The sequence below is a fragment of the uncultured Shimia sp. genome (assembly GCF_947493595.1).
Classification (GTDB): Bacteria; Pseudomonadota; Alphaproteobacteria; order Rhodobacterales; family Rhodobacteraceae; genus Shimia.
The window spans coordinates 475028-491269 of the sequence record NZ_CANLRL010000003.1; the positions used below are offsets into that span (position 1 = coordinate 475028).

General features: G+C 56.8%; 15 protein-coding genes. 13 read left to right on the plus strand and 2 right to left on the minus strand.

Annotation, left to right across the window (positions count from 1 at the left end; translation table 11 throughout):
* Positions 1-17 precede the first annotated feature (17 nt).
* Positions 18-1232 carry a methionine gamma-lyase gene (locus tag Q0955_RS11215; protein WP_299424290.1) on the minus strand — a complete coding sequence of 405 codons (1215 nt, stop codon included), beginning with the start codon at positions 1230-1232 and terminating at the stop codon, positions 18-20.
* A gap of 117 nt (positions 1233-1349) precedes the next feature.
* Between Q0955_RS11215 and Q0955_RS11220 the strand changes: the two genes are divergently transcribed.
* Positions 1350-1805, plus strand: a complete 456-nt coding sequence (locus Q0955_RS11220) for an Lrp/AsnC family transcriptional regulator (RefSeq protein ID WP_299424291.1) — start codon at positions 1350-1352, stop codon at positions 1803-1805.
* Here Q0955_RS11220 and uxuA read toward each other — a convergent pair.
* The gene (gene uxuA, locus Q0955_RS11225; RefSeq protein ID WP_299424293.1) at positions 1800-3005 is read right to left on the minus strand and encodes a mannonate dehydratase; all 1206 of its coding nucleotides are present in this window, start codon (positions 3003-3005) and stop codon (positions 1800-1802) included. The two genes, Q0955_RS11220 and uxuA, sit on opposite strands and share 6 nt — an antisense overlap.
* Positions 3006-3670: 665 nt before the next feature.
* On the opposite strand from uxuA, the gene uxaC reads away from it, so the two are divergent.
* The 12 genes from uxaC to Q0955_RS11285 all read left to right on the plus strand — a co-directional run bounded on the left by uxaC (position 3671) and on the right by Q0955_RS11285 (position 16084).
* Positions 3671-5086 (plus strand): glucuronate isomerase, encoded by a 1416-nt coding sequence (gene uxaC, locus Q0955_RS11230; RefSeq protein ID WP_299424294.1) that lies wholly within the window; start codon positions 3671-3673, stop codon positions 5084-5086.
* 9 nt (positions 5087-5095) lie between these two features.
* Positions 5096-5326 carry a hypothetical protein gene (locus tag Q0955_RS11235; RefSeq protein ID WP_299424296.1) on the plus strand — a complete coding sequence of 77 codons (231 nt, stop codon included), beginning with the start codon at positions 5096-5098 and terminating at the stop codon, positions 5324-5326.
* A gap of 590 nt (positions 5327-5916) precedes the next feature.
* The gene (locus Q0955_RS11240; RefSeq protein ID WP_299424297.1) at positions 5917-7038 is read left to right on the plus strand and encodes a polysaccharide biosynthesis/export family protein; all 1122 of its coding nucleotides are present in this window, start codon (positions 5917-5919) and stop codon (positions 7036-7038) included.
* Between the two features lie 4 nt (positions 7039-7042).
* Positions 7043-7786, plus strand: a complete 744-nt coding sequence (locus tag Q0955_RS11245) for a 2-C-methyl-D-erythritol 4-phosphate cytidylyltransferase (RefSeq protein ID WP_299424299.1) — start codon at positions 7043-7045, stop codon at positions 7784-7786.
* Complete coding sequence (locus Q0955_RS11250; protein ID WP_299424301.1) at positions 7779-8483, plus strand: SDR family oxidoreductase; 705 nt, start codon at positions 7779-7781, stop codon at positions 8481-8483. Before Q0955_RS11245 ends, Q0955_RS11250 begins: the two co-directional genes overlap by 8 nt.
* Before the next feature lie 34 nt (positions 8484-8517).
* Positions 8518-9786 carry a hypothetical protein gene (locus tag Q0955_RS11255; protein WP_299424302.1) on the plus strand — a complete coding sequence of 423 codons (1269 nt, stop codon included), beginning with the start codon at positions 8518-8520 and terminating at the stop codon, positions 9784-9786.
* 180 nt (positions 9787-9966) lie between these two features.
* Positions 9967-11160, plus strand: coding sequence for a hypothetical protein (locus tag Q0955_RS11260; RefSeq protein WP_299424304.1), 1194 nt, complete (start codon positions 9967-9969; stop codon positions 11158-11160).
* Positions 11161-11170: 10 nt separating this feature from the next.
* Positions 11171-11938, plus strand: coding sequence for an ABC transporter permease (locus Q0955_RS11265; RefSeq protein WP_299424305.1), 768 nt, complete (start codon positions 11171-11173; stop codon positions 11936-11938).
* Positions 11939-11940: 2 nt separating this feature from the next.
* Entirely contained in the window at positions 11941-12591 is a 651-nt protein-coding gene (locus Q0955_RS11270; RefSeq protein ID WP_299424307.1) for an ABC transporter ATP-binding protein, read from the plus strand.
* Entirely contained in the window at positions 12591-13448 is an 858-nt protein-coding gene (locus Q0955_RS11275; protein WP_299424309.1) for an endonuclease/exonuclease/phosphatase family protein, read from the plus strand. Before Q0955_RS11270 ends, Q0955_RS11275 begins: the two co-directional genes overlap by 1 nt.
* A 192-nt stretch (positions 13449-13640) precedes the next feature.
* Positions 13641-14639 carry an aldose epimerase family protein gene (locus Q0955_RS11280; protein ID WP_299424310.1) on the plus strand — a complete coding sequence of 333 codons (999 nt, stop codon included), beginning with the start codon at positions 13641-13643 and terminating at the stop codon, positions 14637-14639.
* Positions 14636-16084, plus strand: coding sequence for an NAD-dependent succinate-semialdehyde dehydrogenase (locus Q0955_RS11285; RefSeq protein ID WP_299424312.1), 1449 nt, complete (start codon positions 14636-14638; stop codon positions 16082-16084). Before Q0955_RS11280 ends, Q0955_RS11285 begins: the two co-directional genes overlap by 4 nt.
* Positions 16085-16242 lie beyond the last annotated feature (158 nt).

Consider the following 16242-nt stretch of genomic DNA (forward strand, 5'->3'; position numbering starts at 1 on the left):
CGCCAAGGCCGAAGGGCTTATTCCGCGGCGATGCGGGTGGGCAGAGCGTCGAGCGCCTGGGCGAGATCGGCGAGGATGTCCTCGACTTCTTCGAGACCCACAGACAGGCGCACGAGGCCTTCGGTGATGTTGTGCGCGGCACGTTCTTCTGGCGTGTAGGTGGAGTGGGTCATGGAGGCCGGGTGCTGGATCAGGCTTTCCGCGTCACCCAGAGAAACCGCCCGCTGGATGAGGTTGAGGTTGTTCATCAGGGCGATGCCTGCGTCGTGGCCTTCGACCAGCTCAAAGGCAATCATCGCGCCGGGCTTGTCCATTTGGCGCTCTGCCAGCTCATGCTGTGGGAAGCTTTTGAGACCCGGGAAAGAGACGGAGGCGATGGCCGGATGGCTTTCGAGCCATTCCGCAACGGTGATGGCGGAAGCGACGTGCCGGTCCAGACGCAAGGCCAGGGTTTTTAATCCGCGCAGGATCAGCATGGCGTTAAACGGTGCCATCACTGCGCCGGTCATGTCTTTCATTCCCACAAGACGGATGTCGGCAATTTGGTCGGCGGTGCCGACGACCAGACCGGCCACCACATCACCGTGACCACCGAGGTATTTGGTGGCGGAGTGCAGAACAATGTCTGCGCCGAGCTCGATAGGACGGGTCAGGTACGGCGTGGCGTAGGTGTTGTCGACCACCACAGTGGCGCTCACGCTGTGCGCAATCTCAGAGGCGGCGGCGATGTCGACCAGACGCATGTTCGGGTTGGCCGGGGTTTCAAAGTAGACCACGCGGGTTTTTTCAGAGACAGCTTCGCGTAGATTTTCGATGTCGGTCATGTCGACGTGGGTGATGGTCACGCCCCATTTGGCCAAGCCGTGCTGCATGAAGGCAAAGGTGCAGCCGTATAGCGTTTTGTCGACAATGAGTTCGTCACCGGGGGAGAGCAGGGTCCAGAGCGTGGCGGTGATGCCGCCCATGCCGGAGGCCAGAGCAAGACCGGCTTCGGCGCCTTCGAGTGTCGCGATGCGCTGTTCCAGCAGATCGCAGGTTGGGTTGGAGATGCGGGAATAGATGTGGCCCACGCGGTCACCAGCAAACATCTCCCCACCCGCTTGAGCGGTTTCAAAAGTGAAGGTCGAGGTGAGGTGCAGCGGCGGGGTCAGCGCACCTTCGTTGTCCTGCGGATCATAGGCGTGGTGGATGGCGCGGGTGGCGAAGCCTTGCGGCGTGTTGCGTTTGGTCATGGGAGAGTCCTCGCGTAAAACTGTTGGGGTCAGTTTGAGTGAGGATGTGGGGCAGGTGATTGCGAAAAATAGCGCAAAAGGATAGATTGTTGGCATAATCTGCCAAGGAGTCACCAGATGGATGCCAAGGATCGCCAGATCATCCGGGCTTTGCAAGCCAATGGCCGCATGACCAACCAAGATTTGGCAGAGGCGGTGAACCTGTCACCCAGCCCCTGCTTGCGGCGGTTGCGCAATCTGGAAGGCTCTGGCGCGATCACCGGCTATGGCGCGGAGGTGGATGCCAAGGCCTATGGCCTGCCGGTAACAGTCTTTGTGCGGGTGAAGCTGGAGCGGCACAATGAGGAGGATGTGCAGCGGTTCGAGCGCGCAGTGATGTTGATTGACGAAGTGCTGGAGTGCCATATCCTGACCGGCGCAACCGATTATCAGCTGCGCGTGGTGGTCAGTGATCTGGAGGCTTATGAGGAATTCATCCGCCTGCGCATTCATCCGATTGGCGGGATAGCCAGCATCGACACCACTTTTGCCTATGGCACGGTGAAAAAGACGGCGGTGTTTCCGGCTTTATAGATCGGCGCTGAGCGCGGTCATCACACCGCGCAGCTCCGCCAGCCCTTTGGTGCGGCCGATCAGCGGGTAGCCGGGCAGCGTGTCACTGTGCAGGTCATATAAGATGTGCTGGCCATGGTCAGGGCGCATGGGAATTTCCCAATCTGAGCGGCCTTCTGCCTTGCGGCGGGCCTCTTCTTTGAGCAGGGCGCGGATGGCGATCACCATGTCGGTTTGACCTTCCAGATGCATAGACTCATGGAAGCTGAGTTTATTCCCATCCGAGGGGCCCTGGCGCAGGGTGTTGCGCAGATGAGTGAAATGGATGCGGGGGCCAAGGCGGGTGATGAAGTCAGTAACGTCGAAGGTCGGGTTTACGCCAAGAGAGCCGGTACAAAGCGTGGCGCCATTGGCGGGGCTGTCGATGGCAGAAAGGATGGTTTCGTAGTCTTCGGTTGTGGACATGACGCGCGGCAGGCCCAAAAGCGGGAACGGCGGGTCATCCGGGTGGCAGCACAGGCGCATACCGTGTTCTTCAGCTACGGGCACCACTTCGGACAGAAAGTCGATCAGATTGGCGCGCAGCTGGGCGGTGTCGATGCTTTTGTACAGGTCCAGTAGGGCAAGGACGTCGTTGAGGGTCCAGCTGTCGTTTGCGCCGGGAAGTCCGGAGACAATGGTGTTGACCAAGCGCGCTTGTGCGGTGTCATCCATGGCGTTGAACCGGGCGGAGGCCGCTTGGCGGATGGCGGGGCTGTGATCATCTTCAGCTGAGGGGCGGGCCAGCAGGAAGAGGTCAAACACCGCAAAATCCACCACATCAAAGGCCATAGCGGTGCCGCCGTGGGCCATGCGCGCAGCAAGATTGGTGCGGGTCCAGTCGAGCACTGGCATGAAGTTGTAACAGACGGTCTGAATGCCGCAGCCCGCAAGATTGTGCAGGCTCTCTTTATAAGCGGCGATATGGGCGGCGTAACCAGCGCCTTTGGTTTTGATTACTTCGGAGACCGGCAGGCTTTCGACCACATCCCAGTTCAAGCCCGTGGGCTGGGGTGTGGGTTTCGCAATTTCGGCCTGTCGTTGGCGGATCTCACTTTTGGTCCAGGGGGTGCCCGGTGGAATGTGATGCAGTGAGGTGACCACGCCTTGAACACCCACCTGTGGCAGGTCGTAGATGTCGATGGGGTCAGCTGGACCAAACCAGCGCCAAGTTTGCTTCACAAGCGGCTCCTTTGTCAGCTCGCGCAGAGCGCGGCCATCGATGTGGGGTGAGGGTGCAACCTAGAGGCGGTTCCGGCAAGGAGAAATTTCACGCAATTGCAAATGCTTGTCCTCAAGTGATGCATTATTGTTGCCGCCAGGTCAGCTTCACGAAAGCATAGGCCCGGCCCGCCGACAATCGGGTGCGCGGCAGGTCCAGTTTAGGGTGGCTGCATGGCGGCTTGAAGGCTTTCGCTGCTGTTGGCGCTGGGAATTTAGGCGGCATTTTATCTTTGTTTTCAGGAGTATGGTGGACGTAGCAGTTTTGGGTTTCTGCGCTGGATTTTTGCGGATTAGCAACCTGTGGTTGCGGGGTGGCGACCTGTGCTTTTGAAGAGTGCGTGTTTTCATGGGTTTGCCAAAGATGTGAGGGGGGTGCGGCTTTTCGACGGATGTCATGCGCACGGAATGGGTGTGTTGTGGTTTGGGGATTTTGACCCGTTGGCCGCAGCAAGGCGGAAAAGTGATGAAGCGCCAGGCGCGTGCGTTAGCGGAACATCAATCTCTCTGTGTGCCATTGGCGAGGAATGACTTGTGGATCTGCCTGAGGCGCGTGACGTGCCTTGTGTGGTCCGCGTGGAGCGCCTGTTGAGGGGGTTCTGCCAGCACAGAGAGACGTTTGACCTATGAGCCAGCCACTGACTTCCCTGACCGGGCACACCACTCCGATCCTGACTCTGCCGGATGCGGCGCAGGATATTTATGACGGTGTGCGGGATATGCCGATTATCTCGCCACATGGCCATTGCGATCCAAGTTGGTTTGCCGAGAACAAGCCGTTTAACGATCCGGCGGAGCTGTTGATCATTCCGGATCATTATATTTTCCGACTGCTTTATAGCCAGGGCGTGCCTTTGGAGGATCTTGGCATGGGGGTGCCGCCGGAAAAACGCGATGCGCGGGCGATCTTCCGCATCTTTGCCAGTCATTGGCACAAGTTCCGTGGCACGCCGAGTGATGCCTGGTTCGCCACCACCATGGCGCGGACCTTTGGTATTACCGCCACGTTGAACAGTGAAAACGCGGATGTATTTTATGACAAGATTGACGCCGAACTAAAAGCGGCGCGGTTGCGGCCTCAGGCGTTGTTGAATGAGTTCAATATCGAGGTGCTCGCGACAACCGCCAATGCTTTGTCCGACCTTGCTCACCACAAGGCGGCGCGAAAACAGAAGTTGAGTGGCAAGATCATCCCGACCTTCCGTCCGGATAGTATTTTGGATCCGAAGCATCCGAACTTCAAAAAGGACATTGTGAAGCTGGCTGAGGTGACCGGAGAAGATACAGAGAGCTTTACCGGCTATCTGGAAGCGCTGCGCGATCGGCGCGCCTATTTTATGGCTTATGGGGCCACGGCGACCGATCATGCGGTGGCGGAGTTGATGACCTGTCACCTCACCGAAAAGCGGGCGGCGGCGTTGTATGCCAAGGCGCGCAGCGGCAAGCTGACGCCCAAAGAGGCCCAGGTGTTCTACGGGCATATGTTGACCGAGATGGCACAGATGTCGGCCGAGGATGGGTTGGTAATGCAAATCCATGCGGGCAGCAAACGCAACACCAACAAGGCACTATACGACAAGTTTGGCGCGCATATGGGAGCGGATATGCCGGTGCGCGTGGATTGGGTTGAAGGCATGGATGCGCTGCTCAATCGCGTAGGGAATGAGCGGGACATGAACATCTTGCTGTTTACCTTGGATGAGAGCGCCTATGCGCGTGAGCTGGCGCCAATGGCTGGCCATTGGCCAGCCCTGCGGCTGGGGCCTCCGTGGTGGTTCCATGACAGTGCCAATGGCATTGCGCGCTACCTGGATCAGGTGGTGGAGACTGCGGGCTATTGGAATCTGGCGGGGTTCAATGATGACACGCAGGCGTTGATGTCGATCCCGGCGCGGCACGACATGTGGCGACGTGGGGTCAGTCTGCATCTGGCCGCCCAGCGGGGGCGTGGCATTCTGGGGCGCAGTGACGTGGACGAGCTTGCCTGCCTGTTGTGTCGTGATCTCGCGATTGATGCCTATAAGTTGGGAAAAGTTGTTTAGCGCGGCGATTTGATCGAAAAACAATACCAATTTTCGCGATGCACAAGCCCCGTAACCGGTTCGGTTGCGGGGCTTTTTGCCGGGCTGGCGATGAAAAATTATGGCAAGATTGCCTCTATCTCAGCTTCGAACTCGGGAATTGTCGCTTTTTTTACGACTTTGAAACATGTGCGTGAGGATGGCGGCGGAAAGTTGCCGGTTTGCCATACCACATGTGTCGGCGTCGAAAATGACAAATAATTAGAAGGAAATACGAGAGCTTAGCCAGGTTTTGTCCTGGCACGATTTGCTGAAGCGTTTTGTTGTCCGGAAGGCATTTTGGGGTGACTGTATCCGCCTGGGGAGCGAGATTCATCGACAAAAATGCGAGCAAATACGCGGCCAAAAGGGAGGCGTATTTGGGGGGTAAAGCCAATGGCTTTGCTTTTATTTTATTGACTTTCCCTTTGTTTTTAGGCTTTTACTTGCGCAACGCCTGGGGGCGTGAAAATTAATTTTTGGGCTAATCGTCATCATGTTTACTCTCGTTTGCGCTCAGCAGGAGCTCGGCAGCAAAGTTCAGTTTTTTAACTGGCCCAAGGTTTCATAGGGCGTCCGCAATTGAAATTGGCGTGACGGCGTTAGAAGATCGGTAACCACTTTCGTAAATATAGTTCCCTCAAGAGCGCCCAGAACGGGTGCTGTCCTTGGCATTGTTGCAGAGCGTGTCTCGGGAAACGGTGGAATGCCCCTGTATTCGGGGAAACTCCATCTGTATTAAGAGCGGAAGCTTTGGTGCGAATAACAGGAAGTTGAAGACCAGAATGGTTTTGAAGGCGAAGCTAGAAAAAATGCGGTGGGGTCGGGCGATTGTCGCGGCCGTTGCTGTTTTGGCTATTGCAGGCTGTTCTACCTTGCCGGGCCAAGGCACCAGCAAGGCGATGATCACCATGACAGACGAGGTGGCGAACAACGAAAACGTCACCCGTAACTTTGCGCTTGTGCCAGTCACGCCGGCCGTGATCGGCAAGATCGGCGCGCCGATGAAGGCGGGATTTGCAGGAAGCCTCAGCTCACGCAGCACGTCCAGCGCTGGGACAAAAATTCGCGTGGGTGACCGGCTGACGGTGCGGATATGGGAAAGCTCTCCAGAAGGGTTGTTCTCCACTGTCGAGCAGAAGTCGTCTGCGATCCCGGTGATCGTGAGCAATGATGGCAACATCAATATCCCCTATGTTGGCAACTTACCGGTGGCGGGGCTGACGGTGGATCAGGTGCGTACGCATGTTGCGGATGGTTTGCGTGGCAAGGCGGTCGATCCAGAGGTTTCGGTCATTCTGGAAAAAGGCGGCGCGCAAAGCGTGACGGTGGTGGGCGATGCGCGCTCCCCGGGACGCTTTGACATTCCTGCCAGCGGCCTGCGTCTTTTGGATGCTGTGGCCATGGCCAGCGGCGCGACAAAGCCGACCCATGATATGGAAGTGAGCCTTGTGCGCGGCAGTTCCGTAGCCCGTGCGCGTTTGGACGAGGTGATCTCTACAGCCAGCGCCAATGTGTGGTTGCAACCGCGTGACACAGTGCAGTTGTTGCACAAACCTCGGACGTTCTCGGCATTTGGTGCGGTGTCAAAACCGTCGCAATACCCGTTCGGGACCGAAGCGGTCACGTTGGCGGAAGCGATCAGCAAGGTGGGTGGTCTGGATGACAAAACCGCCGATGACAGCGGCGTGTTTCTGTTCCGGTTTGAAAACCAGGCACGGGTTCAGAGCACGGGTGTGACGCTGCCAGACCGTGCGTTCACTGATGGCATTCCGACAATCTATTGGGTCGATCTGAACTCCCCGGAGGCGATCTTCATGACCCAAGCGTTTAACATGCGAGATAAGGACGTGCTGTTTGTCGCAAACGCACCGTCCACCGATCTTGCCAAATTTGTTGCCATTGTCGCGGCAACACTAGCGATAGCGAGCTGATCGAATGAGTTTACATAGACTAACCCGCCCCCATCCCGAACCGCAGGTGTCTTTCCTGTTGTTGTCCGGTGGTATCGGGTCGCGTTCAAACCACCACGAGCCAAAGCAGTTTTATAAGCTGGCGGGCCACCCGATGATTGCGCACTCGATCATCGCTGCGGTGCGCACGCCCAATGTTGCCGAGATTGTGGTGAATGCGCCGGAAGGGTTTGAGGAACGGACCCGTGAAATCATGGAAGCCTATTGCGCGGGCTTGCCTTACAAGATTGTTCCCGCTGGCGCGACGCGTCAGGAAAGCTGTGAGGCTTTGGTGGCTGCGGCAGAGAAAGACGTGGTTGTCCTGCATGAGGCGGCCCGCCCCTTCATCAGCGTAGATATGCTGGCCGATCTCATTGAGAACGACGCGGAAAACGCCGGCTACTGTTTTGCGATTTCTTTCTCGATGTGCCGCATCGACACCGAGACCCGGATGATCAAGCGTGGCGTGTCGCGGGAAAAAGTTTTCGACATTCAGCTGCCACAGAAATTTGCGCGGGCGACACTGCTTGCCGCGCATGAGAAGGCCCGAAAGAAGGGCAAGAACTACAATGAAGATTCGGTGATGGTGGTCAAAATGACCAAGCAGCCGGTTCTCTCTCTGGAGGGTTCCAGCCGCAACCGGAAAGTAACAACCCCTGAAGATTTCATTATCGCAGAAGGCATGATGAAGGATTTCCATAGCAAAGGAAAAGTGACTCCCCATGACTAAAACTGTTTTAATTAGCGGTGCCTCCAAAGGCATCGGCCTTGCGACGGCCCGCCGTTTCGCGCGCGGTATGGATGATGTGAACTGCATCGTCATGGTGGCGCGGAAATCTGATGCGTTTGACAGCGCGGTGGCCGAAGTGCGTGCCATTTCCGGCAACCGCCAGATTTTTCAGGTCGAAGCGGATCTGTCTGACCCTGAAGCGGTCAAAGACGTGTTTGACCGTCTGGACGCGGAAAACGTGGCGGTGAACTATATCGTCAACAACGCTGGCTTCACCAAGCCTGCATCGATCAACGAAACCAACATGGCTGACTTTGAGCTGACCATGCGGGTGAATGTCTATGCACCGTTCCGCTTTGTGCAGGAAGCGCTGCTGCGCAACCACCCTCTGGAGAAGATCATCAACATCGCGTCCACCGCAGGCATCAACGGTCGTTCCGGTTGGCTGTCGTATTCGACATCCAAAGCGGCTGTGATCAACATGTCTGAAGTGATGCGCGACGAGCTGGCGCCCTATGGTGTGGACGTTGTCTGCCTGTCGCCCGGCCGCTGTGCTACCGATTTGCGTAAAACCCTTGCGCCTGATGAAGATCCGACAACAATCATGCAACCGGAGCAGGTTGCGGATGTGATCGCCATGATGTCTTCGCCAACCGGCAAAATGCTGTTGAGCGAAAACCTGGTGGTGCGCACCTAAACCGATGTTGGAAGTGCGGGACACGAGTAGTTTGGTGACGAGAAAAGAGCCTACCGGCGATCAACTTGATGATCGCACCGAGGCTGCGCCTCAGGATCACAGTGCGCGCGTCGCGCTGCGGGATGTGGCGGCTGTGCCGGATCAGGCTGTCTATCTGGACAGCCCGGTGCTTTCTGCTGTCAACCAGATCCGTCCCTTTTTTGAAAGCGGTGCTTACGGTAAGTCCGACACGCCGCTTTTGCTGCGCCATCGCGCTCTGATCCGGATGCAACGGCTGTTCAGCCGTCTGCCATCCGATCTGGATGTGCGGCCAGTCAAAGGGGCAAATGGAGCACGATTCCCACTGCGTCCGGGTGGGGTCCTGTTTTACCCGTTCAACTCGCAATCCAACTTGCAAACAGTGGCCAACCGGTCGTTCCGACACGTTCTTACGCTTCATGGGGAGAGCAATAAGGGCGCGTCGGTACGACCGGCGTCACGCATGTATGACTATGTATCCATCGCCGGTCCGCTGGCGCGGGATCGTTATCTCGATGCGGGAATTTTTACCGCGGCTGATGTGGATCAGGGCCGTCTGGTGATGATGGGCGACACGTTTGTGCAATCCATGCCCTGGATCAAACCGGCGCGGATCACAGACACCGCGCCCGTGATTTTTTACTCGCCGACCTGGGAAGGCTACGGCAGCGAAATGGACAATTACAGTTCGGTCTCCGGCCTGCGTGGGTTTATGGCCGTCCTGAAAGCGGCGCGGGCGTTGGACCTGCACCGCGTTGTGGTCAAGCCACATCCTTATTTGGGCATGTTGCGCCCGGCGATGGTTCGGGAATTCATTTCTGGCATCCGCCTGCTGCGCCGCTCTGGATTACAAGTTTCGGTGGCTTTGCGCCACGCTAGTTTGCAACTGCGTTTTGGCTGTCACACACAGTTGAGCCGTCTCACCACCATTGAGGAGGACGACAGTTCGCCGGTGGCGGTGGCGCTGGCGCTGTGTGATATTTCCGGCATGGAGGCCATCTTCCTTAAACAGCGTATCCGCCATATGGTGTTGGCGCGGGAAAGTGATGTGCCAAGAGGGCTTGAAACAATCTATGACCACAAGTCGATCATGTCACACCAGGATCCGGAAACAGCGGTGATGGATTACCTCAATGGCGCCGACGACACAGATGCAGCCCACCGAAAAATGGTGTTTGGTTGGCAAAATCCAGAGTTGGAGGGGATGTCGGCCAGTTCCGCACGTCGCTGGATTATTGAGTATGTGCGCCGGGATCCGTTCTGGTCTCAGACAAAATCAGTGTGAGCGACACCCGGCCCTTCAAGCGGTAGATTGTCTCGAATGTTTGGTTAACTTGATAGGGCCGTTTCTCACATTATCTCAAACAAGGCGTGACATAACCGTTGCGCGTGCACCTTGCCACTCAACAGTGGTATGATGTGAAAGATAAAAAGCCGGTGCCAAAAGGCGCTTGAAAGGTAAGTCATGGCAGAAGTCAAAGCGTTAAAGGCGGTCGAAGAGGCAGACGGTCCAAGCGGTGTGATGCAGGCACCGCCGAAGTCTTCGCCGTTGAAGAACAAACGGTGGGGATTGATCCTGTCATTCCTGTTTTTGTTTGTGACCCCTGTTGCGCTCGGCGGGGCCTACTTTGGCGCAATCGCTTCTGACCGTTATGCGGCTGGGGCCAATTTTGTAATCCGCGGCCTGGAGGGCGGTGGCGCGCCGGACTTTGTGACGTCGTTTACCGGACTTTCCCCAAGTGGCAGCACCACCTCTGACAGCTATGTTGTGCGCAATTTCCTGGAGAGCGCAGATCTGCTGCGCCAGTTGGATGCAGACCTCGATCTGCGTGGACACTATTCACAAGAATTCATTGATCCCATTGCGCGTTTCAATCCCGAGGGCACGTTTGAAGAGTTGGTGGACTATTGGCAGTGGCGGATCAATACGACCTACGACAGCACCACTGGCATTGTGACCTTTGAGGTTCAGGCCTTTGATGCCGTGATGGCAGAACGACTGGCGCAGCGGGCCTTGGCGGCTGCGGACCGGTTGGTCAATGAACTGTCAGAAACGGCACGTCGCGACTCGGTGCAATTTGCGGCGAGAGAAGTTGAGCGTGCGGAAGAACGTGTACGCAATGTGCGGCTGCAATTGGTGGATTTCCGCGCCGAACGTGGTGCCGTGGACCCGATGGTCAACGCGCAGCTGGATGCGGAGCTGATGGCGTCGCTGGAAACCAAACTTGTCGACATTCAGGCGCGGATCAATGCTTTGTCGGGCTCTGTAGACGCCGACTCGCCCATGTTGATGCAACTCAATCGTCAGGCCTCTGCGCTGGAAGAACAAATTCGCCAACGTCGGGCTTTGATCGGGCATGCTGGCGGGCCGGACAGTCTTGAAAACACAGCGGAAGCATTGGCCGCTTATGAGGGCCTTTTGATCGAGCAGAACTTTGCGCAACAGAGTTATGCATCCGCCATGGTATCGCTGGAGACCGCACGCATAGATGCGGACCGGCAACAACGCTATCTTGGCGTTTTTGCCCGCCCCTTTGTGCCCAACGAGCCGGCATACCCTGTGCGTGTGCGCGATTTTTTCCTGGTGGTGATTGCAGCCTTTGCCCTTTGGGCGATTTCCACGCTGATCGCCTATACGATCCGGGATCACATGCGCTGAGGTCTGGCTGATGTTTTATGCCATTTGGCTGCAAATTCGGGTCATCGCAGCGTTGACACTGCGGGAAACACGCATGACCTTTGGTACCTCTCATTCGGGGTATTTTTGGGCTGTGTTCCAACCGATTTTCTCAGTGTCCTTTCTGATGACGCTGTTTTACCTGATCGGCCGGCAATCCCCGTTTGGGCCGTCTCTGGCGTTGTTTTTTGCCACTGCGGTTTTGACGCTGGAGCTTTATAACAAGCTTTCAGTGTCGTTGATGCGGGCGTTTACATCCAACAAATCGCTGTTGTCCTATCCCATGATTAAGGAGCCTGACACGCTGTTTGCGCGGCTATCTCTGATCGCCTGTACCTTCATTGTCATCAATGTGGTTTTTTACGGCGGGCTGATTGTTGTGGGGCTGGGGCAATTTCCGGCCAACCCTGAAAAGCTGGTGTTTGCGTTCTTGACCACGTGTCTGTTCGGTTTTGGCATCGGGTCGATCAACGCGATCCTGTACCAGAAAAACCAGGCATGGCAGCATATCGAGAAGATTTTCGCCCGCCCGTTGTTCTTCCTGTCTGGCGTGTTTTACATCCCGTCCACCATGCCGCCAGAAGCGGTTGCGGTGCTAAAGTGGAACCCGATTCTGCACATTGTGGAATGGACGCGGGAGGGATTTTACTCAAACTATCGCAGTGATGTGCTCGATATTACCTATCCTTTGGGGCTGGGCGCGACGCTGGTGATTGTTGCGTTGTTTGCCGAACGTATCACCCGCAAGCAGAGGGTCTGAGCATGATCGCTTTTGAAAATCTGACAAAGATCTACACCGTGAAAAACGTCCGGAAAGTCATTCTGGATGATGCATCCTACCGCTTTGCAGACCGCAAGAACGTGGCGCTCATGGGGCACAATGGAGCTGGCAAGTCGACCATGATGCGCATGATTGCCGGGATCGAATTGCCGACCTCCGGCCGGGTGCGGCGGACCGAAAAGGTGAGCTGGCCGATGGGTTTTGCGCGCGGCTTTAACGGGATGATGACCGGTGTGGAAAACGTGCGGTTCGTGTCTCGGGTTTATGGGTGTCACACGGAGACAATTCTGGAGCAGGTGCAGGAGTTTGCCGAGCTCGGAAAATCGTTGAACTTGCCGATTCAGACCTATTCGAGCGGGATGAAGGCCAGATTGGCTTTTGGTCTCTCTTTGGCGATCAGTTTTGAGTGCTACCTGATTGATGAAATCACGGCCGTTGGCGACCGGCGCTTTAAGAAAAAGAGCGAAAAAGCCCTTAAAGACAAAATCAAAGATGCGCGGGTGGTGATGATTTCTCACTCTGAAAAGACCATCAAAGATTACTGTGATTGCGGCGTGTTCGCCTATGGCAGCAAGCTGTATCATTACGACGACGTGAATGAGTTGCTGAAAGACTATAGAAAGTTTTGTTGATGATCCGCTGGGGTGCTGTTGTGGGGCTGCTGATTGCGGCCTTTGGGTTTTGGGGTGCTTTTGGTGGCGCTGCGGTAAAAGCGGAGCACAGCTGTGGCGACGCACAGGGCAATCTGCGGGTGATGACGTTTAACATCCGTACGGCGCTTGGCACCAAGAACCCGGGCGCCAACCCGCTGCATGAATTGTTGGGAGACCATGACGTTGGCCCGATTGTGGCGGCGATTGCGGAGGCTGATCCGGATGTGGTGGCGTTGCAGGAGGTCCTGGGCTGGGGACAGACCAGTCGGATTGCGCGCGCTTTGGGCATGGAGAGCGCGTTTGCCTTTCATCCCAGCCCGATGCCATGGTGGGGCAATGCCGTGCTGAGCAAATGCCCCATGTCAGAGACAAAACGTGTGGTGACCAGCCGGGGCAAAGGCAATGGCAAGGCCATGCCAGTGGCTCAGATTGAGGTTGGCGGCCGCGCGCTGTTTGCAACTTCAATCCACCGAGATCGCGAAGACAACACTGGCATTCAGCTGCAGCGTATGATGGCGCCGTTTGCAGGCACCGATACGCCGGTGCTGCTGATGGGGGATTTTAACTTCAAGCCCAATGACAAGCGGCACGGGGTTGTTTCCGCTGCCTATGAGGACAGCGCATTGGTGGCGCAAGCGGGCGCGGAGTATGTGCTGGAGCGCGGGACGTATCCGGTGATTGCCGGGACAAAGAAGCACCGTCGGATTGACTATGTCTTTTTGTCTAAGGGCGACTTTGTTGTCTCCAATGTACAGGTGATTGAAGGCGTACATGCGGAAGCCTCTGATCATCTGGGCTATGTCGCGGATGTGGGTTTAACCTCAAAGACAGACTAAGCTCCCGGTTTCTGCTGTGAGGACGGCGGTTGGTCCGGTTATGTAAAAAATTTGATCATATTTCAGGGGAAACCCTTGCAGGACGCCACGCCACGTGATTGCATCTGGCGTCAGCATTGATGGTTTTTGGCACTACGCCATTGCTACCGATGGTGTGAGAGATGCAGCATTCTGATGGGGCAGGGCGCTTTGGTGACAGAGATCTGGGGACATATGCCGGATGGCCGTGCGGTGCATCGCGTGACGCTTACGGGCGGCGGGTTGAATGCACATGTGCTGACCTTTGGCGCGGTGTTGCAGGACTTGCACCTGGACGGACATGACGCGCCTTTGGTGTTGGGGTTTCCAGAGTTTGCGCCCTACCTGACGCAATCGCCGTACTTCGGGGCCACGGTTGGTCGGTTTGCCAACCGTATACGTGACGGGCATCTGGAGTTGGACGGGCGGAGCTATCAGCTCGATACCAATGACGGTGGACGGCACACGTTGCATGGCGGGGCTGAAGGGCTGGGTGGTCATCTGTGGGAGATTGACACAGCCGCCGAAGATCATGTGACGCTTAAGGCCGTGCTGCCGGCCGGGCATATGGGGTTTCCCGGTAGACTGACGTGCGCGGTGACATTTGCGCTTCTGGATGGCGGTGCTCTGGACATTCAGATGCGGGCTGAAACGGATAAGACCACCATTTGTAGCCTGGCGCATCATAGCTATTTTGCGCTGGATGATGCTGAGACTGTTTCTGAGCATATGCTGCAGATCGCGGCCGAGAACTACACGCCGGTGGATGATACTCTGATCCCGACTGGGGAAGTGGCATCGGTGGCGGGAACACGGTTTGATTTTTGTGAGGCTGCACCGGTGGGGCAGGCGGCGCCTTTGGATCACAACTTCTGCTTATCTGACGCGCGGCAATCCCTGCGGCCCGTGGCAACCCTGCAAAGCAGGATCTCTGGCGTGCAGATGACGTGTTTGACCACGGAACCGGGTTTGCAAGTCTATGATGGGGCCGGGATCAATACAGCGGTTGTAGGGCTCGCCGGGCAGCCTATGGGCACAAGCGCTGGCATTGCGCTGGAGCCGCAGGCCTGGCCGGACGCGCATCATCACAAAAATTTCCCGCAGGCCGTTTTGCGGCCGGGCGAGAGTTATCATCAACACACACAATTTGTCTTTTCGAGAGGTCAGACATGAGCAACTTTAATGGATTGCTGCTGGAATCCAACTTGATTGGCGGCCAGTGGGTCGGGGCCGATGATGGCGCGACAACAGAAATCACCAACCCGGCCACAGGCGCGGTGCTGGGCACAGTGCCAGAGGCGGGTGGCGCCGAGACGCAGCGCGCGATTGCGGCGGCAAGTGCGGCGTTTAAGACCTGGTCCAAGACCAACCTGATGGAGCGCGTGAGCCTGCTGCACAAGCTGCATGATGCGTTGATGGACAATCAGGAAGAACTGGCGCAACTGCTGACGGCGGAGCAGGGCAAGCCACTGTTTGAGGCGCGTGGCGAGATTGGTATTGGCGCGGCGTATGTGCGCTGGTTTGCAGAGGAAATTCGCCGCTCCAAAGGCGAGATCATCCCGTCCCCGACCAATGACAAGCGTCTGATGGTGACGCATCATCCGGTGGGGGTTGTGGGCATGGTTACACCGTGGAACTTCCCTAGCTCGATGCTGGCGCGCAAAATTGCACCTGCACTGGCGGCGGGCTGTACCATTGTGGCAAAACCTGCGCCACAGACGCCGTATAGCGGGCTGGTCTGGGGCAAACTGTGTCAGGATGTGGGCTTCCCGGATGGGGTGGTGAATATCGTGACCGGGGACGCGCCTGCGATTGGCGGGGCGATCATGGAAAACCACGATGTGCGCAAGGTGACCTTCACCGGCTCCACCAACGTGGGCAAGCTGTTGATCCGTCAGTCGGCGGATCAGGTGAAAAAGGTTTCCATGGAGCTGGGCGGCAACGCGCCGTTTATTGTGTTTGACGACGCCGATCTGGATGCGGCTGTGGAAGGCGCGATGATCGCGAAATTCCGCAACATGGGGCAGACCTGTGTTTGTACCAACCGCTTTTATGTGCAGGCCGGTATTCACGATGCCTTTGTTGCCAAGTTGAAAGAGGCCGTGGCGGCGATGAAAGTGGGCGACGGCTCTGAAGAGGGCGTGGTGCAAGGTCCGCTGATTGATGAGAACGCGGTCAAAAAAGTTGAGGGCATGGTGGCGGATGCCAAAGCCAAGGGCGGCACCGTGGAGCTGGGCGGCAATCGTCACGCGCTGGGCCAGACCTTCTTTGAGCCAACCGTGATTACTGGCGCGACGTCCGAGATGTCGTTCTCTACCGATGAAATCTTTGGCCCGCTGGCGGCCGTCTATAGGTTTGAGGATGAAGAGGATGCCGTGGCAGCAGCCAATGCCACGGACTATGGCCTCGCGGCCTATGCCTACACCAAAGACCTCGCGCGGGCGTTCCGTATGAACGAAAACCTCGAGTATGGCATGGTTGGTATCAATTCCGGTCTGATCACCACCGTGGAAGCACCGTTTGGCGGTGTGAAAGAAAGTGGCATGGGCAAAGAGGGCGGCAGCCAGGGATTGGAAGATTACATGATCACCAAATACACCTGTCTGGCGGGCCTATAGGCCAGAGCTACAAACACAACTGAGACTGTTGGGCCTGAGCGGTGTGGATCGCTTGGGCCTTTTCTATTTAAACTGGCCCCATCCGTTAGCGCATTCTGGCTGTACTGACGCACAAGTGTATGGCCAAAGTGGCGAAAGGTGCTGCGCTCAAGAGAGTG